General features: G+C 68.6%; 12 protein-coding genes and 1 pseudogene. All 13 read right to left on the minus strand.

What is annotated here, in order from left to right; all coding sequences use genetic code 11:
- Window positions 1-236: 236 nt before the first annotated feature.
- Window positions 237-4136, minus strand: a complete 3900-nt coding sequence (locus E1265_RS18870) for a DNA-directed RNA polymerase subunit beta' (protein ID WP_132931493.1) — start codon at window positions 4134-4136, stop codon at window positions 237-239.
- 98 nt (window positions 4137-4234) lie between these two features.
- The gene (gene rpoB, locus E1265_RS18875) at window positions 4235-7720 is read right to left on the minus strand and encodes a DNA-directed RNA polymerase subunit beta (protein WP_132931495.1); all 3486 of its coding nucleotides are present in this window, start codon (window positions 7718-7720) and stop codon (window positions 4235-4237) included.
- 481 nt (window positions 7721-8201) lie between these two features.
- Window positions 8202-8591 (minus strand): 50S ribosomal protein L7/L12, encoded by a 390-nt coding sequence (gene rplL, locus E1265_RS18880; protein WP_132931497.1) that lies wholly within the window; start codon window positions 8589-8591, stop codon window positions 8202-8204.
- A 72-nt stretch (window positions 8592-8663) separates the two neighbouring features.
- Window positions 8664-9209 carry a 50S ribosomal protein L10 gene (rplJ, locus tag E1265_RS18885; protein ID WP_132931498.1) on the minus strand — a complete coding sequence of 182 codons (546 nt, stop codon included), beginning with the start codon at window positions 9207-9209 and terminating at the stop codon, window positions 8664-8666.
- A gap of 333 nt (window positions 9210-9542) precedes the next feature.
- Complete coding sequence (locus tag E1265_RS18890) at window positions 9543-10460, minus strand: hypothetical protein (RefSeq protein WP_132931500.1); 918 nt, start codon at window positions 10458-10460, stop codon at window positions 9543-9545.
- A gap of 133 nt (window positions 10461-10593) precedes the next feature.
- Entirely contained in the window at window positions 10594-11313 is a 720-nt protein-coding gene (gene rplA / locus E1265_RS18895) for a 50S ribosomal protein L1 (protein WP_132931502.1), read from the minus strand.
- 79 nt (window positions 11314-11392) lie between these two features.
- Window positions 11393-11824 carry a 50S ribosomal protein L11 gene (gene rplK, locus E1265_RS18900; protein WP_113689416.1) on the minus strand — a complete coding sequence of 144 codons (432 nt, stop codon included), beginning with the start codon at window positions 11822-11824 and terminating at the stop codon, window positions 11393-11395.
- A 160-nt stretch (window positions 11825-11984) separates the two neighbouring features.
- Entirely contained in the window at window positions 11985-12530 is a 546-nt protein-coding gene (locus E1265_RS40740; protein WP_347877217.1) for a TOBE domain-containing protein, read from the minus strand.
- 139 nt (window positions 12531-12669) lie between these two features.
- A pseudogene (locus tag E1265_RS40745) lies at window positions 12670-13095 on the minus strand (ABC transporter ATP-binding protein); the annotation flags it as partial.
- Complete coding sequence (locus E1265_RS18910; RefSeq protein WP_132931504.1) at window positions 13095-13970, minus strand: carbohydrate ABC transporter permease; 876 nt, start codon at window positions 13968-13970, stop codon at window positions 13095-13097. The pseudogene E1265_RS40745 and the gene E1265_RS18910, both read right to left, overlap by 1 nt.
- A complete protein-coding gene (locus E1265_RS18915) occupies window positions 13967-14830 on the minus strand; it encodes a sugar ABC transporter permease (RefSeq protein ID WP_243740933.1) in 864 nt (287 codons plus the stop codon). The genes E1265_RS18910 and E1265_RS18915 overlap by 4 nt, the downstream gene beginning before the upstream one ends.
- A gap of 121 nt (window positions 14831-14951) precedes the next feature.
- Window positions 14952-16337, minus strand: a complete 1386-nt coding sequence (locus tag E1265_RS18920) for an extracellular solute-binding protein (protein ID WP_132931508.1) — start codon at window positions 16335-16337, stop codon at window positions 14952-14954.
- A gap of 218 nt (window positions 16338-16555) precedes the next feature.
- Window positions 16556-16936: DM13 domain-containing protein (locus E1265_RS18925; RefSeq protein WP_132931510.1), on the minus strand; the 381-nt coding region annotated here is incomplete at its 5' end.

The following is a 16936-nucleotide window of genomic DNA, read 5'->3' on the forward strand; positions in this document are numbered from 1 at the left end:
GACCAGCACGGCCGCAGACCAGCACGGCCGCAGACCAGCACGGCCGCAGACCAGCACGGCCGCAGGGGCCCGACGAGCGGCGAAGCCGCCGTCAGGGCCCCTGCAAGCCGCGCGCCAGCGCCGTGGCCTACGCCAAGCGCGCAGCGGGACCGTGGCCGACGCCAAGCGCGCAGCGAAAAGGCGGGTGGGTGGGGGAAAACCCTCCACCCACCCGCCCCAGGTGGTACTGGTGAGACTCAGCCCTGGTAGGGACCGTAGTCGTAGTCCTCCAGCGGAACCGCCTGGCCGGAGCCCGTGCCGAAGGGCGAGTAGTCGATGTCGTCGTAGCCGACCGCCGAGTACATCGCCGCCTTCGCCTCCTCCGTCGGCTCGACCCGGATGTTCCGGTAGCGGGACAGGCCCGTGCCGGCCGGGATCAGCTTGCCGATGATCACGTTCTCCTTGAGGCCGATCAGCGAGTCCGACTTGGCGTTGATCGCCGCGTCGGTGAGCACCCGCGTCGTCTCCTGGAAGGACGCCGCCGACAGCCACGACTCGGTGGCCAGCGACGCCTTGGTGATACCCATCAGCTGCGGACGACCCGAGGCCGGGTGACCGCCCTCGGCCACGACCCGCCGGTTCTCGGACTCGAACTTCGAGCGCTCGACCAGCTCGCCCGGCAGCAGCTCCGCGTCGCCGGACTCGATGATCGTCACCCGGCGCAGCATCTGCCGGACGATGATCTCGATGTGCTTGTCGTGGATGGCCACACCCTGCGAGTTGTAGACCTTCTGGACCTCGCCCACCAGGTAGACCTGGACGGCACGCTGGCCCAGGATCCGCAGCACGTCGTGCGGGTTGGCCGCGCCGACGGTCAGCGGCTGGCCCACCGTGACCTGGTCGCCCTCGCCCACCAGCAGCCTGGCGCGCTTGGAGACCCCGTAGGAGGTCTCGTCCGAGCCGTCGTCCGGGGTGACCACGACCTTCTTGGTCTTCTCGGTCTCCTCGATCCGCACCCGGCCGGCCGACTCGGAGATCGGCGCGACACCCTTCGGGGTCCTGGCCTCGAAGAGCTCGACCACACGCGGCAGACCCTGCGTGATGTCCTCACCGGCGACACCGCCGGTGTGGAAGGTACGCATGGTCAGCTGGGTGCCGGGCTCACCGATCGACTGGGCGGCGATGATGCCGACCGCCTCGCCGATGTCGACCAGCTTGCCGGTGGCCAGCGAGCGGCCGTAGCACATGGCGCAGGTGCCGACGGCGGACTCGCAGGTCAGCACGGAGCGGGTCTTGACCGTCTCCACGCCGTGGTTGACCAGCTCGTCGATGAGCACGTCGCCCAGGTCGGTGCCGGCCGGGGCCAGCACCTTGCCGTCGACGACGATGTCCTCGGCCAGGCAGCGGGCGTACACGCTGCTCTCGACGTTCTCCGCCTTGCGCAGCACACCGTCCGCGCCCCTGGACGCGATCGCCAGCTTGAGGCCGCGGTCGGTGCCGCAGTCCTCCTCGCGGATGATCACGTCCTGCGAGACGTCCACCAGACGCCGGGTGAGGTAACCCGAGTCGGCGGTCCGCAGGGCGGTGTCGGCCAGACCCTTACGGGCACCGTGCGTGGAGATGAAGTACTCGAGCACGGACAGGCCCTCGCGGAACGACGCCTTGATCGGCCGCGGGATGGTCTCGTTCTTCGCGTTGGAGACCAGGCCGCGCATACCCGCGATCTGACGCATCTGCATCATGTTTCCGCGGGCCCCGGAGTCGACCATCATGAAGATCGGGTTCGTCTTCGGGAAGTTGTCGTTCATCGCGGTGGCGACCTCGTTGGTCGCCTTGGTCCACAGGGCGATGAGCTCCTGCGTCCGCTCGTCCTTGGTGATCAGGCCGCGCTCGTACTGCTTCTGGACCTTCTCGTCCTGCGCCTCGTAGTCGCCCACGATCTGCTTCTTGGCCTCGGGCACGACGATGTCCGAGACCGCGACGGTGACGCCGGACCTGGTGGCCCAGTAGTAACCGGCGGACTTGAGGTTGTCCAGCGCGGCGGCGACCACGACCTTGGGGTACCGCTCGGCCAGGTCGTTGACGATCTGGGAGAGCTGCTTCTTGCCCACGGACTGGTCGACGAACGGGTAGTCCTCGGGCAGCAGCTCGTTGAAGAGCGCGCGACCCAGCGTGGTGCGCAGCCGGAAGCTGTCGCCCGACTGGTACTCGGGCTCGCCCTCGGCCGGCTCCGGCGCGACCCAGTCCCGCGGCGGGACGGTGCCCACCGGGAAGCGGATGTCGATCTTCGCCTGGAGCGAGAGCTCGCCGGCGTCGAACGCCATGATCGCCTCGGCGGTCGAGGAGAACGACCGGCCCTCGCCACGGACCTCCCGCTCCTCCTCGTCGGTGGTGAGGAAGAACAGACCGAGCACCATGTCCTGGGTGGGCATGGTCACCGGGCGGCCGTCGGCCGGCTTCAGGATGTTGTTCGAGGACAGCATCAGGATGCGGGCCTCGGCCTGCGCCTCGGCGGACAGCGGCAGGTGCACGGCCATCTGGTCGCCGTCGAAGTCCGCGTTGAACGCGGTGCAGACCAGCGGGTGGATCTGGATGGCCTTGCCCTCAACCAGCTGCGGCTCGAAGGCCTGGATGCCGAGCCGGTGCAGGGTCGGGGCGCGGTTCAGCAGCACCGGGTGCTCGGCGATGACCTCTTCGAGGACGTCGTACACGACGGTGCGCTGGCGCTCGACCATGCGCTTGGCCGACTTGATGTTCTGCGCGTGGTTGAGATCCACGAGCCGCTTCATCACGAACGGCTTGAACAGCTCCAGCGCCATGGCCTTGGGCAGGCCGCACTGGTGCAGCTTGAGCTGCGGGCCGACGACGATGACGGAGCGGGCCGAGTAGTCGACGCGCTTGCCGAGCAGGTTCTGCCGGAAGCGGCCCTGCTTGCCCTTGAGCATGTCGGACAGCGACTTCAGCGGCCGGTTGCCCGGGCCGGTGACCGGACGACCGCGGCGGCCGTTGTCGAACAGCGCGTCGACGGCCTCCTGGAGCATCCGCTTCTCGTTGTTGACGATGATCTCGGGCGCGCCCAGGTCGAGCAGCCGCTTGAGGCGGTTGTTCCGGTTGATGACCCGGCGGTACAGGTCGTTCAGGTCGGAGGTCGCGAAGCGGCCACCGTCCAGCTGCACCATCGGCCGCAGGTCCGGCGGAATCACCGGGACGCAGTCGAGGACCATGCCCTTGGGGCTGTTGGAGGTCTGCAGGAACGCGGAGACCACCTTGAGCCGCTTGAGGGCGCGGGTCTTCTTCTGGCCCTTGCCGGTGCGGATGATCTCGCGGAGGCGCTCGGCCTCCTCGTCCAGGTCGAAGGTCTCAAGACGCTTCTGCAGCGCGGCGGCGCCCATCGAGCCGTCGAAGTAGGTGCCGAAGCGGTCCCGAAGCTCGCGGTAGAGCAGCTCGTCGCCCTCCAGGTCCTGGACCTTGAGGTTCTTGAAGCGGTTCCACACCTCTTCGAGGCGGTCGAGCTCGCGCTGCGCGCGGTCGCGGAGCTGCTTCATCTCACGCTCAGCGCCCTCGCGTACCTTGCGGCGGGCGTCGGCCTTGGCGCCCTCGGCCTCGAGCTCGGCCAGGTCGGCCTCCTGCTTCTTGGCCCTGGCCTCCAGGTCGGCGTCGCGGCGCTGCTCGATCTGCTGGCGCTCGACGGAGATGTGCGCCTCGAGCGACGGCAGGTCGCGGGTGCGACGCTCCTCGTCCACGTACGTGATCATGTACGCGGCGAAGTAGATGACCTTCTCCAGGTCCTTGGGGGCCAGGTCGAGCAGGTAGCCGAGCCGGGACGGCACACCCTTGAAGTACCAGATGTGGGTCACGGGCGCGGCCAGCTCGATGTGGCCCATCCGCTCGCGCCGCACCTTGGCGCGGGTCACCTCGACGCCACAGCGCTCACAGATGATGCCCTTGAAGCGGACGCGCTTGTACTTGCCGCAGTAGCACTCCCAGTCCCGGGTGGGGCCGAAGATCTTCTCGCAGAAGAGGCCGTCCTTCTCGGGCTTGAGGGTGCGGTAGTTGATGGTCTCCGGCTTCTTGACCTCGCCGTGTGACCACTGACGGATGTCGTCGGCGGTCGCCAGGCCAATCCGCAGTTCGTCGAAGAAGTTGACGTCGAGCACTCTCGTCAATCCCTCTCAGTGTCGTGTCATCAATGGTCTGATCGGGGTCTCGGGGCGGCCGGCGGAGGCGCGTGCGCGCGCTCCGCCGGCCCGACCCGTCAGACCTCTTCGACGCTGCTCGGCTCGCGCCGGGACAGGTCGATACCCAGCTCTTCCGCGGCGCGGAAGACGTCCTCGTCGGTGTCGCGCATCTCGATGGACATGCCGTCCGAGGACAGCACCTCCACGTTGAGGCAGAGCGACTGCATCTCCTTGATGAGGACCTTGAAGGACTCCGGGATGCCGGGCTCCGGGATGTTCTCGCCCTTGACGATGGCCTCGTAGACCTTCACGCGGCCGGTGACGTCGTCGGACTTGATGGTCAGCAGCTCCTGGAGGGCGTAGGCGGCGCCGTACGCCTCCAGCGCCCACACCTCCATCTCGCCGAAGCGCTGGCCGCCGAACTGGGCCTTACCACCCAGCGGCTGCTGGGTGATCATCGAGTAAGGACCGGTCGAGCGGGCGTGCAGCTTGTCGTCGACGAGGTGGTGCAGCTTGAGGATGTACATGTAGCCGACCGAGATCGGGTCGGGGAACGGCTCGCCGGAGCGGCCGTCGAACATCCGCGCCTTGCCGGTGGGGAGCACCAGGCGGTCGCCGTCGCGGTTGGGGATGGTGGACTCGAAGAGACCGACCATCTCGTCCTCGCGAGCACCGTCGAACACCGGGGTGGCGACGTTGGTGCCGGGCGCGACGTCGTCGGCGCCGATGGCGGCGAGCCGCCGCTTCCACTCCGCGTCGTCACCCTCGACCTTCCAGCCCTGGGAGGCCAGCCAGCCCAGGTGGATCTCCAGGACCTGGCCCGGGTTCATCCGGGAGGGGACGCCCAGCGGGTTGAGGATGATGTCGACCGGGGTGCCGTCCTCCAGGAACGGCATGTCCTCGACGGGCAGGATCTTGGAGATCACGCCCTTGTTGCCGTGCCGGCCGGCCAGCTTGTCGCCGTCGGTGATCTTGCGCTTCTGCGCCACGTAGACGCGGACCAGCTGGTTCACGCCCGGGGGCAGCTCGTCGCCCTCCTCGCGGTCGAAGACGCGCACGCCGATGACCTTGCCGGTCTCGCCGTGCGGCACCTTCAGCGAGGTGTCGCGGACCTCACGCGCCTTCTCACCGAAGATCGCGCGGAGCAGCCGCTCCTCGGGGGTGAGCTCGGTCTCGCCCTTCGGGGTGACCTTGCCGACCAGGATGTCGCCGGCCTCGACCTCGGCGCCGATGCGGATGATGCCGCGGTCGTCCAGGTCGGCCAGGACCTCCTCGGAGACGTTCGGGATGTCCCGGGTGATCTCCTCGGGGCCCAGCTTGGTGTCGCGGGCGTCGACCTCGTGCTCCTCGATGTGGATCGAGGAGAGGACGTCGTCCTGCACCAGACGCTGGGAGAGGATGATCGCGTCCTCGTAGTTGTAGCCCTCCCACGGCATGAAGGCGACCAGCAGGTTCTTGCCGAGCGCCATCTCGCCGCGCTGGGTGGAGGGGCCGTCGGCGATGACCTGTCCGGCGACCACCCGCTCGTTCTCCTCGACCAGGACCTTCTGGTTGTAGGAGGTGCCCTGGTTCGAGCGGTGGAACTTGGCGAGCCGGTGGGTGACGTGGGTGCCGTCGTCGTTGGCGATGGTGATGTAGTCGGCCGAGACGTCGCTGATGACGCCGTCCTGCTCGGCCTTGATCACGTCGCCCGCGTCGACCGCGGAGCGGTACTCCATGCCGGTGCCGACCAGCGGGGACTCCGCCTGGATCAGCGGCACGGCCTGGCGCATCATGTTCGAACCCATGAGGGCGCGGTTGGCGTCGTCGTGCTCGAGGAAGGGGATCATGGCGGTCGCGACCGACACCATCTGGCGCGGTGAGACGTCCATGTAGTCGACCTCGTTGCCGGCGACGTAGTCGACCTCGCCGCCCTTCCTGCGGACCAGGACGCGCCCCTCGGCGAACTGGTACTCCGGGGTCAGCGGCGCGTTGGCCTGCGCGATGACGAACCGGTCCTCCTCGTCCGCGGTCAGGTAGTGCACCTCGTCGGTGACGACACCGTCGGTCACCTTGCGGTACGGGGTCTCCACGAAACCGAACGCGTTCACCCGGCCGAAGGCGGCGAGCGAACCGATCAGACCGATGTTCGGGCCCTCCGGGGTCTCGATCGGACACATCCGCCCGTAGTGCGACGGGTGCACGTCACGAACCTCGAGGCCGGCCCGCTCACGGCTCAGACCACCGGGGCCGAGCGCGTTCAGCCGGCGCTTGTGCGTCAGGCCGGAGAGCGGGTTGGTCTGGTCCATGAACTGGGACAGCTGGCTGGTGCCGAAGAACTCCTTGATGGAGGCGACGACCGGCCGGATGTTGATCAGGGTCTGCGGCGTGATCGCCTCGACGTCCTGGGTGGTCATGCGCTCGCGGACGACGCGCTCCATCCTGGCCAGACCGGTGCGGACCTGGTTCTGGATGAGCTCGCCGACGTTGCGCAGGCGGCGGTTGCCGAAGTGGTCGATGTCGTCCGTCTCGACGACGATGGTCCGGCCGCTCGGCGTGGTGGTCTCGGTCTCGCCGGCGTGCAGCCTGACCAGGTACTTGATCGTGTTGACGATGTCCTCGACGGTGAGCACGCCGGCGTCCAGCGGCTCGTCCCCGCCGAGCTTCTTGTTGATCTTGTACCGGCCGACCTTGGCCAGGTCGTACCGCTTGGGGTTGAAGTACAGGTTCTCCAGCAGGGTCTGCGCGGCCTCACGGGTCGGCGGCTCGCCCGGACGGAGCTTGCGGTAGATGTCGAGCAGCGCGTCGTCCTGGCCCTGGGTGTGGTCCTTCTCCAGGGTGGCCCGCATCGACTCGTACTCGCCGAACTCCTCGAGGATCTGGTCCGAGGTCCAGCCGAGGGCCTTGAGCAGCACGGTCACGGACTGCTTGCGCTTGCGGTCGATGCGCACGCCGACCATGTCGCGCTTGTCGATCTCCATCTCCAGCCAGGCACCCCGGGACGGGATGATCTTGGCGGAGAACAGGTCCTTGTCGGAGGTCTTGTCGATCGTGCTGTCGAAGTAGGCGCCCGGCGAGCGGACGAGCTGCGTGACCACGACTCGCTCGGTGCCGTTGATGCAGAAGGTGCCCTTGTCGGTCATGAGCGGGAAGTCGCCCATGAAGACCGTCTGGGACTTGATCTCACCGGTCTCGTTGTTGGTGAACTCGGCGGTGACGAAGAGCGGCGCGGCGTACGTGAAGTCGCGCTCCTTGCACTCGTCGATCGAGTTCTTCGGCGGCTCGAAGCGGTGGTCACGGAAGGTCAGGGACATCGAGCCCGAGAAGTCCTCGATCGGGGAGATCTCCTCGAAGATCTCCTCCAGACCCGACTTCGTCGGAACGTCCTGTCCACTGTCAAGCGCGGCCTCGACGCGGGCTTTCCAGGCGTCGTTACCGAGGAGCCAGTCAAAACTCTCGGTCTGCAGCGCAAGGAGATTCGGAACCTCGAGCGGTTCCTTGATCTTCGCAAAGGAGACGCGCAGCGGTGCGGTGCTGGCGCCGTTGTTCGTACTGTTGGTCGAGGCGTTGCGCGAGGCGGCCAAGAGGGGGTCCTTCCGAGGGCTCGGACTCTCTGCGCGCTTGCCCGCCCCCCTGGTGACGGGCAGAGAGAAGCTAGGCAGCGCAAAGGGTCAGTGTAGCCACATGACCCACTGATGTCCAATGCCACTATCAACCATCGAGGAGCCACCCTCGGTGTTCGCTCAGCCCGACCCGCTCCCGACCGCCTCGGTCGCCGGGTGCGGACCCGTCTGCCGGATGTTTCCCGCGTGCGCCCGGATCCATGCCTCGGATCATGGACCTATCTGGCGACGCGACCTGAGAATCGCGCGCCCGCCGCGGTTCGTCAAGGCCCGAGGCGACCACCCGGTCCCCGTCGACGGCCGAAGATCACCATACCCGTCGCCCGCGTCAGGGCAAGCAGGCGGCCGACATAAAGCCGCGGGGCGACCACCCTGATGGGTGATCGCCCCGTGGTGACCGCCGTGGACGGCGGTCAGAGCGTCTCTCCGCGAGAGACAGGGATCACTTGACCTCGACGCTGGCGCCGGCGCCCTCGAGGGCCTCCTTGGCCTTGTCGGCGGCCTCCTTGTTGACCTTCTCGACGACCGGCTTCGGAGCGCCGTCGACGAGCTCCTTGGCCTCCTTCAGGCCCAGCGAGGTCAGCTCGCGCACGACCTTGATGACCTGGATCTTCTTGTCGCCGGCGCCGGTGAGGATGACGTCGAACTCGTCCTTCTCGGGCTCGGCCTCGGCGGCGGCACCCGCGCCACCCGGGGCGGCGGCGGCCACGGCGACCGGGGCGGCGGCCTCGACGTCGAACTTCTCCTCGAACTTCTTCACGAAGTCCGAGAGCTCGAGGATGGTCATCTCGGCGAACTGCTCGAGCAGCTCGTCCTGGGTCAGCTTCGCCATGATGGCGGTCCTTCCTGCTAAGTCGGCTGGGTGCCGGGTGAAACCGGATGTGTGACGTGAGTGGGCGGATGCCTACTCGGCGGGAGCCGGCTCGCCGGCACCTTCCTGCTCGACCTTGGCGCGCAGCGCGTCCGCGGTGCGGACGAACTTCGTGAGCGGGGCCTGGAAGGTCGCCGCGGCCTTGGCCGTGGTCGCCTGCAGCGCACCCGCCAGCTTGGCGAGCAGCACCTCGCGGGACTCGATGTCCGCGAGCCTGTTGACCTCGTCGGCGGTCAGCGACTTGCCGTCGATGAAGCCGCCCTTGATGACGAGCGCCGGGTTCTCCTTGGCGAAGTCGCGCAGGCCCTTCGCCGTGGCGACCGGGTCACCGGTCACGAAGGCGACGGCCGTGGAGCCCTTGAAGTACTCGTCGAGTCCGTTGACCCCGGCCTCCTTGGCCGCGATCTTGGACAGCGTGTTCTTCGCCACGCTGTACTGAGCGTTCTCACCGAGCGACCGGCGCAGCGTCTTGAGCTGGGCGACGGTGAGACCGGTGTACGCGGTGACGACGGCCGCGTTGGAGTTCTTGAACTTCTCCTGAAGCTCCGCGACGGCAGCCGCCTTGTCGTTGGTCGCCATAACCTCGGCCCTCCTTCCGGGTTTTGCCGGGATTTCTTAGCCGGGTGATGAAAACCGCACGGAAGGAAGGGTCACGCAGAAACGGACAGCGCCCCAAACAGAAAGCGCCCCGGCGCAGGCGCTCAGGGCGTAGAAAGGGGACCTGGGGTCCACCACGTCGCACACGATCACCTGCGCAGGCCGTCCGCACTCGGCGGATCCTTCGGCCACCAGGACCCTCACGGGACCAGGCGGCGACCAGCGGTCTTTGGCTACCGCAGCAATGTACGCGAACGGATCGGCGCCAGGCAAATCCGGTGCCCGGCGCCGAACGGCGGTGGTGCGGATCGGAGATCAGATGTCGCCTGGGGTGGCGCCCATGCTCTCCATCAGCTCCATGAAGTCCACGTAGGAGCCCTCCTCGGGGGCCGCCACGTCAACGTCAGCGCCCAGGTCCGTGTAGCGCACCTCGGTGGTGACGGGGCCCATCGTGGACTCGAACGCCTGGCGGATCTGGATCGGGAAGTCGTTCTCGTCCACCCAGACGTCGATGTCGTAGGACTCGATGCCCTGCTGCTCCATCGAGTCGGTGAGCTGCTGGAGCTCCTCCTCGGTGAACAGGTCTCCGGCGCCGTTGTTCTGGAGGGCGTCCTCGACGGAGACGGTGCCCTGGTAGTGCTCGGTGGTGACGCCGTCGATCTCCTCCTCGCCGACCGACTCGATGTCGGGCGACTGGAGCAGCAGCGCCATCTGCGACGCCGGGTCCTGGTTGGACTCGCTGAGCCCCAGGTCCATGGCCTGCGCGAGGGTCGGGTCGCCCGACTCCTCGGCGAGGGCGCCCATGTCCATCATCATCCACTCGCGGCCGTAGAACTCGGCCGCGAAGGACTCGCCCATATTCATGTACATGACGTCGCCGAGCATTATCATGCGCATCTCCGAGGGGGATTCCGGGTCCATCTGGAGGGCCTCGCCGCTCACCGTGGCGTCCATGACCAGATCGTCGCCCCAGGACATGACGCCCGACATCTCGACGGCACCACCGGCCGCCGCGGGCCCGGACGTCGTCGCCGTGAAGCCGGCGGAGGTGACCTCGGTGGTGGACTCGGCGGCAGCCTGCACCGCGGTGAACGCGTCGCCCGAGGTGGCCTCGCCGCCGCGCTCGCCGCCGAAGGCGCCCTCGTCGCCCTCGTCCGAACCGCCACAGGCCGCCGTCGCGCCGACCAGCACCACCGCGGCGGCGCTCAGTGCGGCTCGGTGTATGGAACGCATGCTTCCCCCTGGGAATTGTGAACTTGTACACCAGTCCTCCACCCTAACCCGGGCCGCTGACAACGACGAACGCCCGCCCCCGCTCTGTGACAGAACGGGGACGGGCGCCGTGGTGCTCGCGGGGTGTCGCGCGTCAGGCGGCGACGCCCTCCTCCTCGAGCAGGTCACGGGTGCGGTTGGGGTCGACCGGCACGCCGGGGCCCATCGTGGTGGTGATGGTGGCCTTCTTGAGGTAACGCCCCTTCGCCGCGGACGGCTTGAGCCGCATGATCTCGTCCAGCGCGGCGGCGTAGTTCTCCACGAGCTGCTGCTCGCTGAAGGACACCTTGCCGATGATGAAGTGGAGGTTGGCGTGCTTGTCCACCCGGAACTCGATCTTGCCGCCCTTGATGTCGGTGACGGCCTTGGCGACGTCCGGGGTGACGGTGCCGGTCTTCGGGTTCGGCATCAGGCCGCGGGGACCGAGCACCCGACCCAGGCGACCGACCTTGCCCATCAGCTCGGGCGAGGCGACGACGGCGTCGAAGTCGAGGAAGCCCTTGGCGACGCGGTCGATCAGCTCGTCGGAACCGACGATGTCGGCGCCGGCGGCCTCCGCCGCCGCCGCACGGTCACCGGTCGCGAAGACCAGGACCCGGACGGTCTTGCCGGTGCCGTGCGGGAGGTTGACGGTGCCGCGAACCATCTGGTCGGCCTTGCGCGGGTCGACGCCCAGGCGCATGGCGACCTCGACGGTCGCGTCGAACTTGGCCGTCGAGGTCTCCTTGGCGAGACGGACGGCGTCGAGCGGTGCGTAGACGCTGGTCTTGTCGACCTTGGCGTCGGCGCCGCGGAGATTCTTGCTGCGCTTCACTGCTGCTCCTGCAAACTGGCGATTCGGAGTCGTGGTCCGGACCAGCGCCTGGCCCTGCCACGGTTGGGGTTCGCTGCGATCAGCCCTCGACGGTGACGCCCATGGAACGGGCGGTGCCGGCGATGATCTTCTCGGCGGCGTCCAGGTCGTTGGCGTTGAGGTCGGGCATCTTGGTGGTGGCGATCTCACGGACCTGGGCGCGGGTGATCTTCGCGACCTTGGTCTTGTGCGGCTCGCCGGAGCCCTTCTCGACGCCGGCGGCCTTGAGGATCATCTTCGCGGCCGGCGGGGTCTTGGTGATGAAGGTGAAGGAGCGGTCCTCGTAGACCGTGATCTCCACCGGGATGACCCAGCCGCGCTGCGACTCGGTCGCCGCGTTGTAGGCCTTGCAGAACTCCATGATGTTGACGCCGTGCTGACCCAGCGCGGGGCCGACCGGCGGCGCCGGGTTGGCGGCACCCGCCTGGATCTGGAGCTTGATCAGCCCCGTGACTTTCTTCCTGGGAGGCATGCTCTCCGGGTCCTTACCTCGTGAATGGTCCGCGTCCGCCCTGGCCGGGCGGAGGCATACCGCACCACGGTACCGGCCGCCCGCCGCCCACCCAAATCCAGCCCACGGTCCAACCAGGCGGGCGAGGGCGGCGGCGATCGAGCGGCTGGCCGGCACGGCCCTAGGCGGCCGTCTCGCGTGCGGGCTCGGGCGCGGGTGTGAGGAGTTCTCCGTCCCGGTAGAGCAGCACCCGGTCCAGCCTGGGCACGGCGTGGGCGGTGGCGCCCAGGGGGAGGTCGAGGTCCTCGTCGGCGACGAGTTGCACAAGCCCGGCCGGGCCCTGCAGCGTCACCAGATGTCCACTGCCCAGGTTCTCCACGACCTGGATCTCGCCCGCCAGCGCCCCGCCGCCCGACGGCGGCGGCCCGGCCGCGAAGCGCAGGTACTCGGGCCGCAGGCCGTAGACCACCGCCTCGCCCTCGGTGAGCCGCCCGGCCAGCCCGTCGGGCACCGGCAACCTGGTGCCGCCGACGTCGACGCCCCCGTCGCGGACGGTGCCGTCCAGCAGGTTCATCGGTGTGGAGCCGATGAACGAGGCGACGAACGTGTTCGCCGGCCGCCGGTACACCTCGGTCGGGGTGCCGAGCTGCCGTATCACGCCGCGTTCCATGACCGCCATCCGGTCGGCCAGGGCCAGCGCCTCCGCCTGGTCGTGGGTGACGAACACGGTGGGTGACGCCCAGTTCCCGCTGCAGCCGCTTCAGGAAGGTGCGTGCCTCGAGGCGCATCCGGGCGTCCAGGTTGGACAGCGGCTCGTCGAACAGGAACACCTGGGGGTGGCAGGCCATCGCCCGGGCCAGCGCGGCCCGCTGCTGCTGCCCGCCGGACAGCTGCCCCGGGCGGCGCGCCAGGTAGTCCGCGAGCCCCAGCTCGGCGGCGGTCTCGGCGGCCTTGGCGCGCCGCTCGGCGGTCGGCACCTTCTTGATCCGCAGCGGGTAGGCGATGTTGTCGGACACCGTCATGTGCGGGAACAGGGCGTAATCCTGGAAGACCATCGCCACGTCCCGGCGACCCGGTGGCAGGGCCGTGACGTCCCTGTCACCGATCCGGATCGAGCCGGAGGTGGCCGTCTCAAGCCCCGCCATGGTGCGCAACAGGGTCGTCTTGCCGCAGCCTGAGGGGCCGAGCAGGGCGAAGAACTCCCCGTCGTGGATGGTGAGGTCGATGCCGTTCAGCGCGGTGGCACCGCCGGGATAGACCTTGGTGAGCGTGGTCAGTTCGATGGCGGCCATCAGCGTTTGATCCCTCCGTGGAACCGGAAGCCGTACCGAGAGCTGACGAAGAGGAACATCAGCACCACCGGCAGGGAGTACAGCAGGGAGAAGGTGGAGATGAGCGCGAGATCGGGCTGGCCGCTCTCGGTGTAGAAGGTGTACATCACGACGGCGGCCGGCGACTTCTCCGGGGAGCGCAGCAGCAGGAAGGGCACGAGGAAGTTCCCCCACACCTGGGCGACCGACCACACTCCGATGGTGGCCAGACCGGGCCGTACCAGCGGCACCACCAGGTGTCGGACGATCTGCAGCGGAGAGGCGCCGAAGACCTGCGCGGACTCCTCGTACGAGCGGGGGGTGCCGTCCATGAAGTCCTTCAGGATGAAGATCGCGCTGGGCAGCAGTCCGCCCGACAGCACCAGGATGACGCCCAGCTGGGAGTCGATGAGGTGCAGTTCGAAGGCCAGGTTGAACAGCGGCACCATCGCCGCCGTGCCGGTGACGATCGACGAGAGCAGCAGCAGCGCGTACAGCAGCGCGTCCCGCCCGGGTATCCGCACCCGGCTGAGGGCGTAGGCGGCGAGCGCCGCCAGCACCACGACCAGCCCGCCGGTGCCGGCCGCCAGTATCACCGAGTTCCCCAGGGAGCGCATGGCGTTCGGGTTGTCCAGCAGCGTCTGGAAATTGCCGAGCGTGAACTCCGGCAGGGAGGCGGTGATCGTGGGGGTGCTGTCGAACGGCGCGAACACCATCCACAGCAGCGGCAGCGAGAAGAAGCCGAGCAGCAGACAGCAGAACGTGTAGTACCCGATCTTGCGGAGCGCGTGCCGGGCGTCGGCGACGCCCGTCCGGTGCCCGACGGTGCTGGGGACCGTGGAGGTGGTGCCACTCATATCGAGGCCCCCTGCTTCGTGTCGTTCGTGTCCTTCCGCTGCCGCAGCAGCCGCACGTAGACCAGGGCGATCACCAGGTTGATCAGCAGCATCAGCACGGAGATCGCCGCGCCGAAGCCCAGCTCGCCGCTGAAGACCGCGGTGCGGTAGATGAAGACCGGCATCAGCTCGGTGCGGTCCTCGGGCCCGCCCCCGGTCAGCAGGAACGGCGTGAAGTCGTTGAACGTCCACAGGCTGATCAGCAACAGGTTGGTCAGGACGTGCCCGCGGATCCGGGGGAAGACCACGTCCCGCAGCTGCTGCCAGCCGGAGGCGCCGGCCAGCCGGGCCGACTCCAGGTGGGAGGGCGGCACGTTCCCGAGCGCGGCGGCGTAGAGCATCATCGAGAACGCGGTGCCACGCCAGATGTTGAAGACGATGATCGACGCCATCGGGTGCTCGAGCAGCCAGGACGTGCCCGCCGTGCCCAGCAGGGCGTTGAGCGTGCCGTCGTCCCCGTCGAGCAGCGCGATCCACAGGAACGCGATCACCGAGCTCGGCAGGATCCAGGCCAGCAGCACCAGCGCCTCGACCAGGCGGCGCAGCAGGCCCCGCCGGTCGCGCAACAGCCAGGCGATGGTGAAGCCGAGCACCGCCTGACCGATGACGGCCGAGCCGAGCACGTACTGGAGGGTGAGCCACAGCGAGTTGCTCAGGCCCTCCTCGTCCAGCGCCTGTCGGTAGTTGTCCAGACCCACCAGCTGCGGATCGGCCGCGGCCAGGCCGGTCAGCCGGTAGTCCGTCAGGCCCAGGTAGATCGTCCACAGCGCGGGGAAGACCAGGAACGCGAGGATCAGCAGCACCGCGGGCGTGACGAACACGGTGGCCCGCCACCGCCCGAGGCCCGCGGAGTCCCGGTCCCGCGGGGGGCGCGGGGCGGAGGCGCCCGTCGCCGGGCGCCTCCCCGGTTCCGCGGTCGTGCCGAGCGTGGAACCGGCTCCCTCAGGAAGTGACGTGGTCGGCACCGCCCACGACCTCCTCAAGGTCCTCCTGGTACGCCGCGGCCGCCGCGGCCGGGTCATCGCCGCCGATCACGGCCGCGGTGGCCTCCTGGAGCAGCACCGACACCTGCGGGTAGACCGCGAGGGCCGGCCGGTAGGACGTCAGCGGCAGGACCTCCTCGGCCAGCCAGCCGAGGAACGGGTCGTCCGCGAGCAGCTGCTCGTTGACGTCGGTCCGCGCGGTGATCTTCACGCCGGACTCCATCGCCGCGGTCAGCGCCTCCGGCGAGTTCATGAACCCCAGCAGCTCGTACGCCAGTTCGGCGTTGTCGCTGGCCGGGTTGACGGTCCGCACGTGGCCGCCCGACATGCTGACGAAGTCCTGCCCGCGCACGCCCTGACCGGGCTCCACCGCCGGGATCATCGCCCAGCCGACGCTCTCGTCCCGGTCGGCCATCGGGGCGATGCCCGTGTCGGGGTTGATCACGTCGCGCCAGAAGTAGTCGCCCTCCGCCAGGATGCCGATCTCACCCGCCGCGAACCGCTGGAACGACTTGTCGCGCCCCTGCGCCTCCCGCTGGAGGTCGCTGTCGCCGAGCCCGTCGCCGTAGATGTCCTGGTACAGGCCGAGAACCTGTTCGAGGCCCGCGGTCGCGCCCGTCCACCGGCCGTCGGCGTAGATCTCCTCGCCGGTGCCGGCCAGCAACGGCAGCACGCCCTGCATGGTGACGGCCTCACCCATGGTCGTGCCGGCGTTGATCTGGATCGGCGTCACCCCGTCCAGCTCGCTCAGGGCCTCGGCCGCGTCGAGGATGTCGGCCCAGCTGGTGGGCTGCCAGTCGGTGGGCAGCCCGGCTTCCTGGAACAGTGTCTTGTTGAAGTACAGGACGCGCGCGTCGGTGCCCACCGGTATTCCGTACAACTCGTCGTTGTACGTCGCCAGCTGCTTGACGGTGTCGGGGATCTGCGCCCAGCCCTCCCAGTCCGCCGAGGCGGGCACGGTCTCGCTCAGCGGCGCCACGTAGCCGGCCTCGGCGAACTCACCGACCCAGATGCCGTCCATCTGGAAGACGTCGGGGCCGGAGCCCGACTGGAGGTCGAGCGCGAGGCGGGACTTGTACTGGGTGTCGTCGACTCCGCTGGGCTCGAAGGTGACGTTCACCTCGACGCCCTCGGTCCGCTGCTGCTCCTCGAACCGAGGAATCACCCAGTTCTCGATCCAGTCGGCCTCCTCCGCGTTCTTCCCACCGGAGGCGGCGTTGACGGCGATGGTCAGCTCCGTGGCGCCACCGGCGTCGTCCTCGGACCCGCAGCCGGAGAGAGCGGCGACCATCGCTCCAGTGGCCAGAAATATGGTGGTGACACGGATGGAAGGCGGGTGCCTCATCACTCACTCCGTTCATAATGATGAACGGCTTTCACATTCGTGAAAGTGAGCAGAACGGTATGAGGCACTCTGCCGCAGGTCAATCCCCTTGCAACCAGATAGCGCGGTGGATCTTGATCCCATGCCTCGCGGTTCGTCCACCTCGGTGGACGAACCGCGAGGGCTCAGCGGAATTGCGAGGCGCCGGTTTCCAGACAGGGTGCCGCTCACCGACCGGGTCAGGCCCGGGTGAGCTCCGCGGCGCCGAAGGAGACACTGAAGCGAGCGCACCAGATGCTGACGCTGGTGTACGTGTCGAGGTCGAGATCCGCGGGCAGCGGGTAGTTCTGGTCGCCCTGGTTGCCCTTGAGGTCGCCCAGGCTCACATAGGCGCCGTCGTCGAAGACGTGCCAGCCGTCGCGGCCCTCGATCACGGGGGCGTCGGTGAGCCAGACGCGCAGGTCCGGACCGTTGCTGGTGTCCAGATCCTCCAGGCGCAGAACCAGCGAGTCGTCCGGGAGGCGCAGAACACGCGCGGTGCCGCTGGTCCCGTGCTCGTGGCTGACGAACTCGCCGCTGGCCATCGTGACGGGCACGGCGGGCTCCGCGCCCCCCTGCCC

It is taken from the genome of Streptomyces sp. 8K308, assembly GCF_004348315.1.
Taxonomy (GTDB): Bacteria; Actinomycetota; Actinomycetes; order Streptomycetales; family Streptomycetaceae; genus Streptomyces.

Coding starts and splice junctions, on each gene's coding strand:
- rplL (WP_132931497.1), bottom strand. CDS start 8,591: ATGGCGAAGCTGACCCAGGACGAGCTGCTCGAGCAGTTCGCCGAGATG.
- rplJ (WP_132931498.1), bottom strand. CDS start 9,209: ATGGCGACCAACGACAAGGCGGCTGCCGTCGCGGAGCTTCAGGAGAAG.
- E1265_RS18890 (WP_132931500.1), bottom strand. CDS start 10,460: ATGCGTTCCATACACCGAGCCGCACTGAGCGCCGCCGCGGTGGTGCTG.
- rplK (WP_113689416.1), bottom strand. CDS start 11,824: ATGCCTCCCAGGAAGAAAGTCACGGGGCTGATCAAGCTCCAGATCCAG.
- E1265_RS18910 (WP_132931504.1), bottom strand. CDS start 13,970: ATGAGTGGCACCACCTCCACGGTCCCCAGCACCGTCGGGCACCGGACG.
- E1265_RS18920 (WP_132931508.1), bottom strand. CDS start 16,337: ATGAGGCACCCGCCTTCCATCCGTGTCACCACCATATTTCTGGCCACT.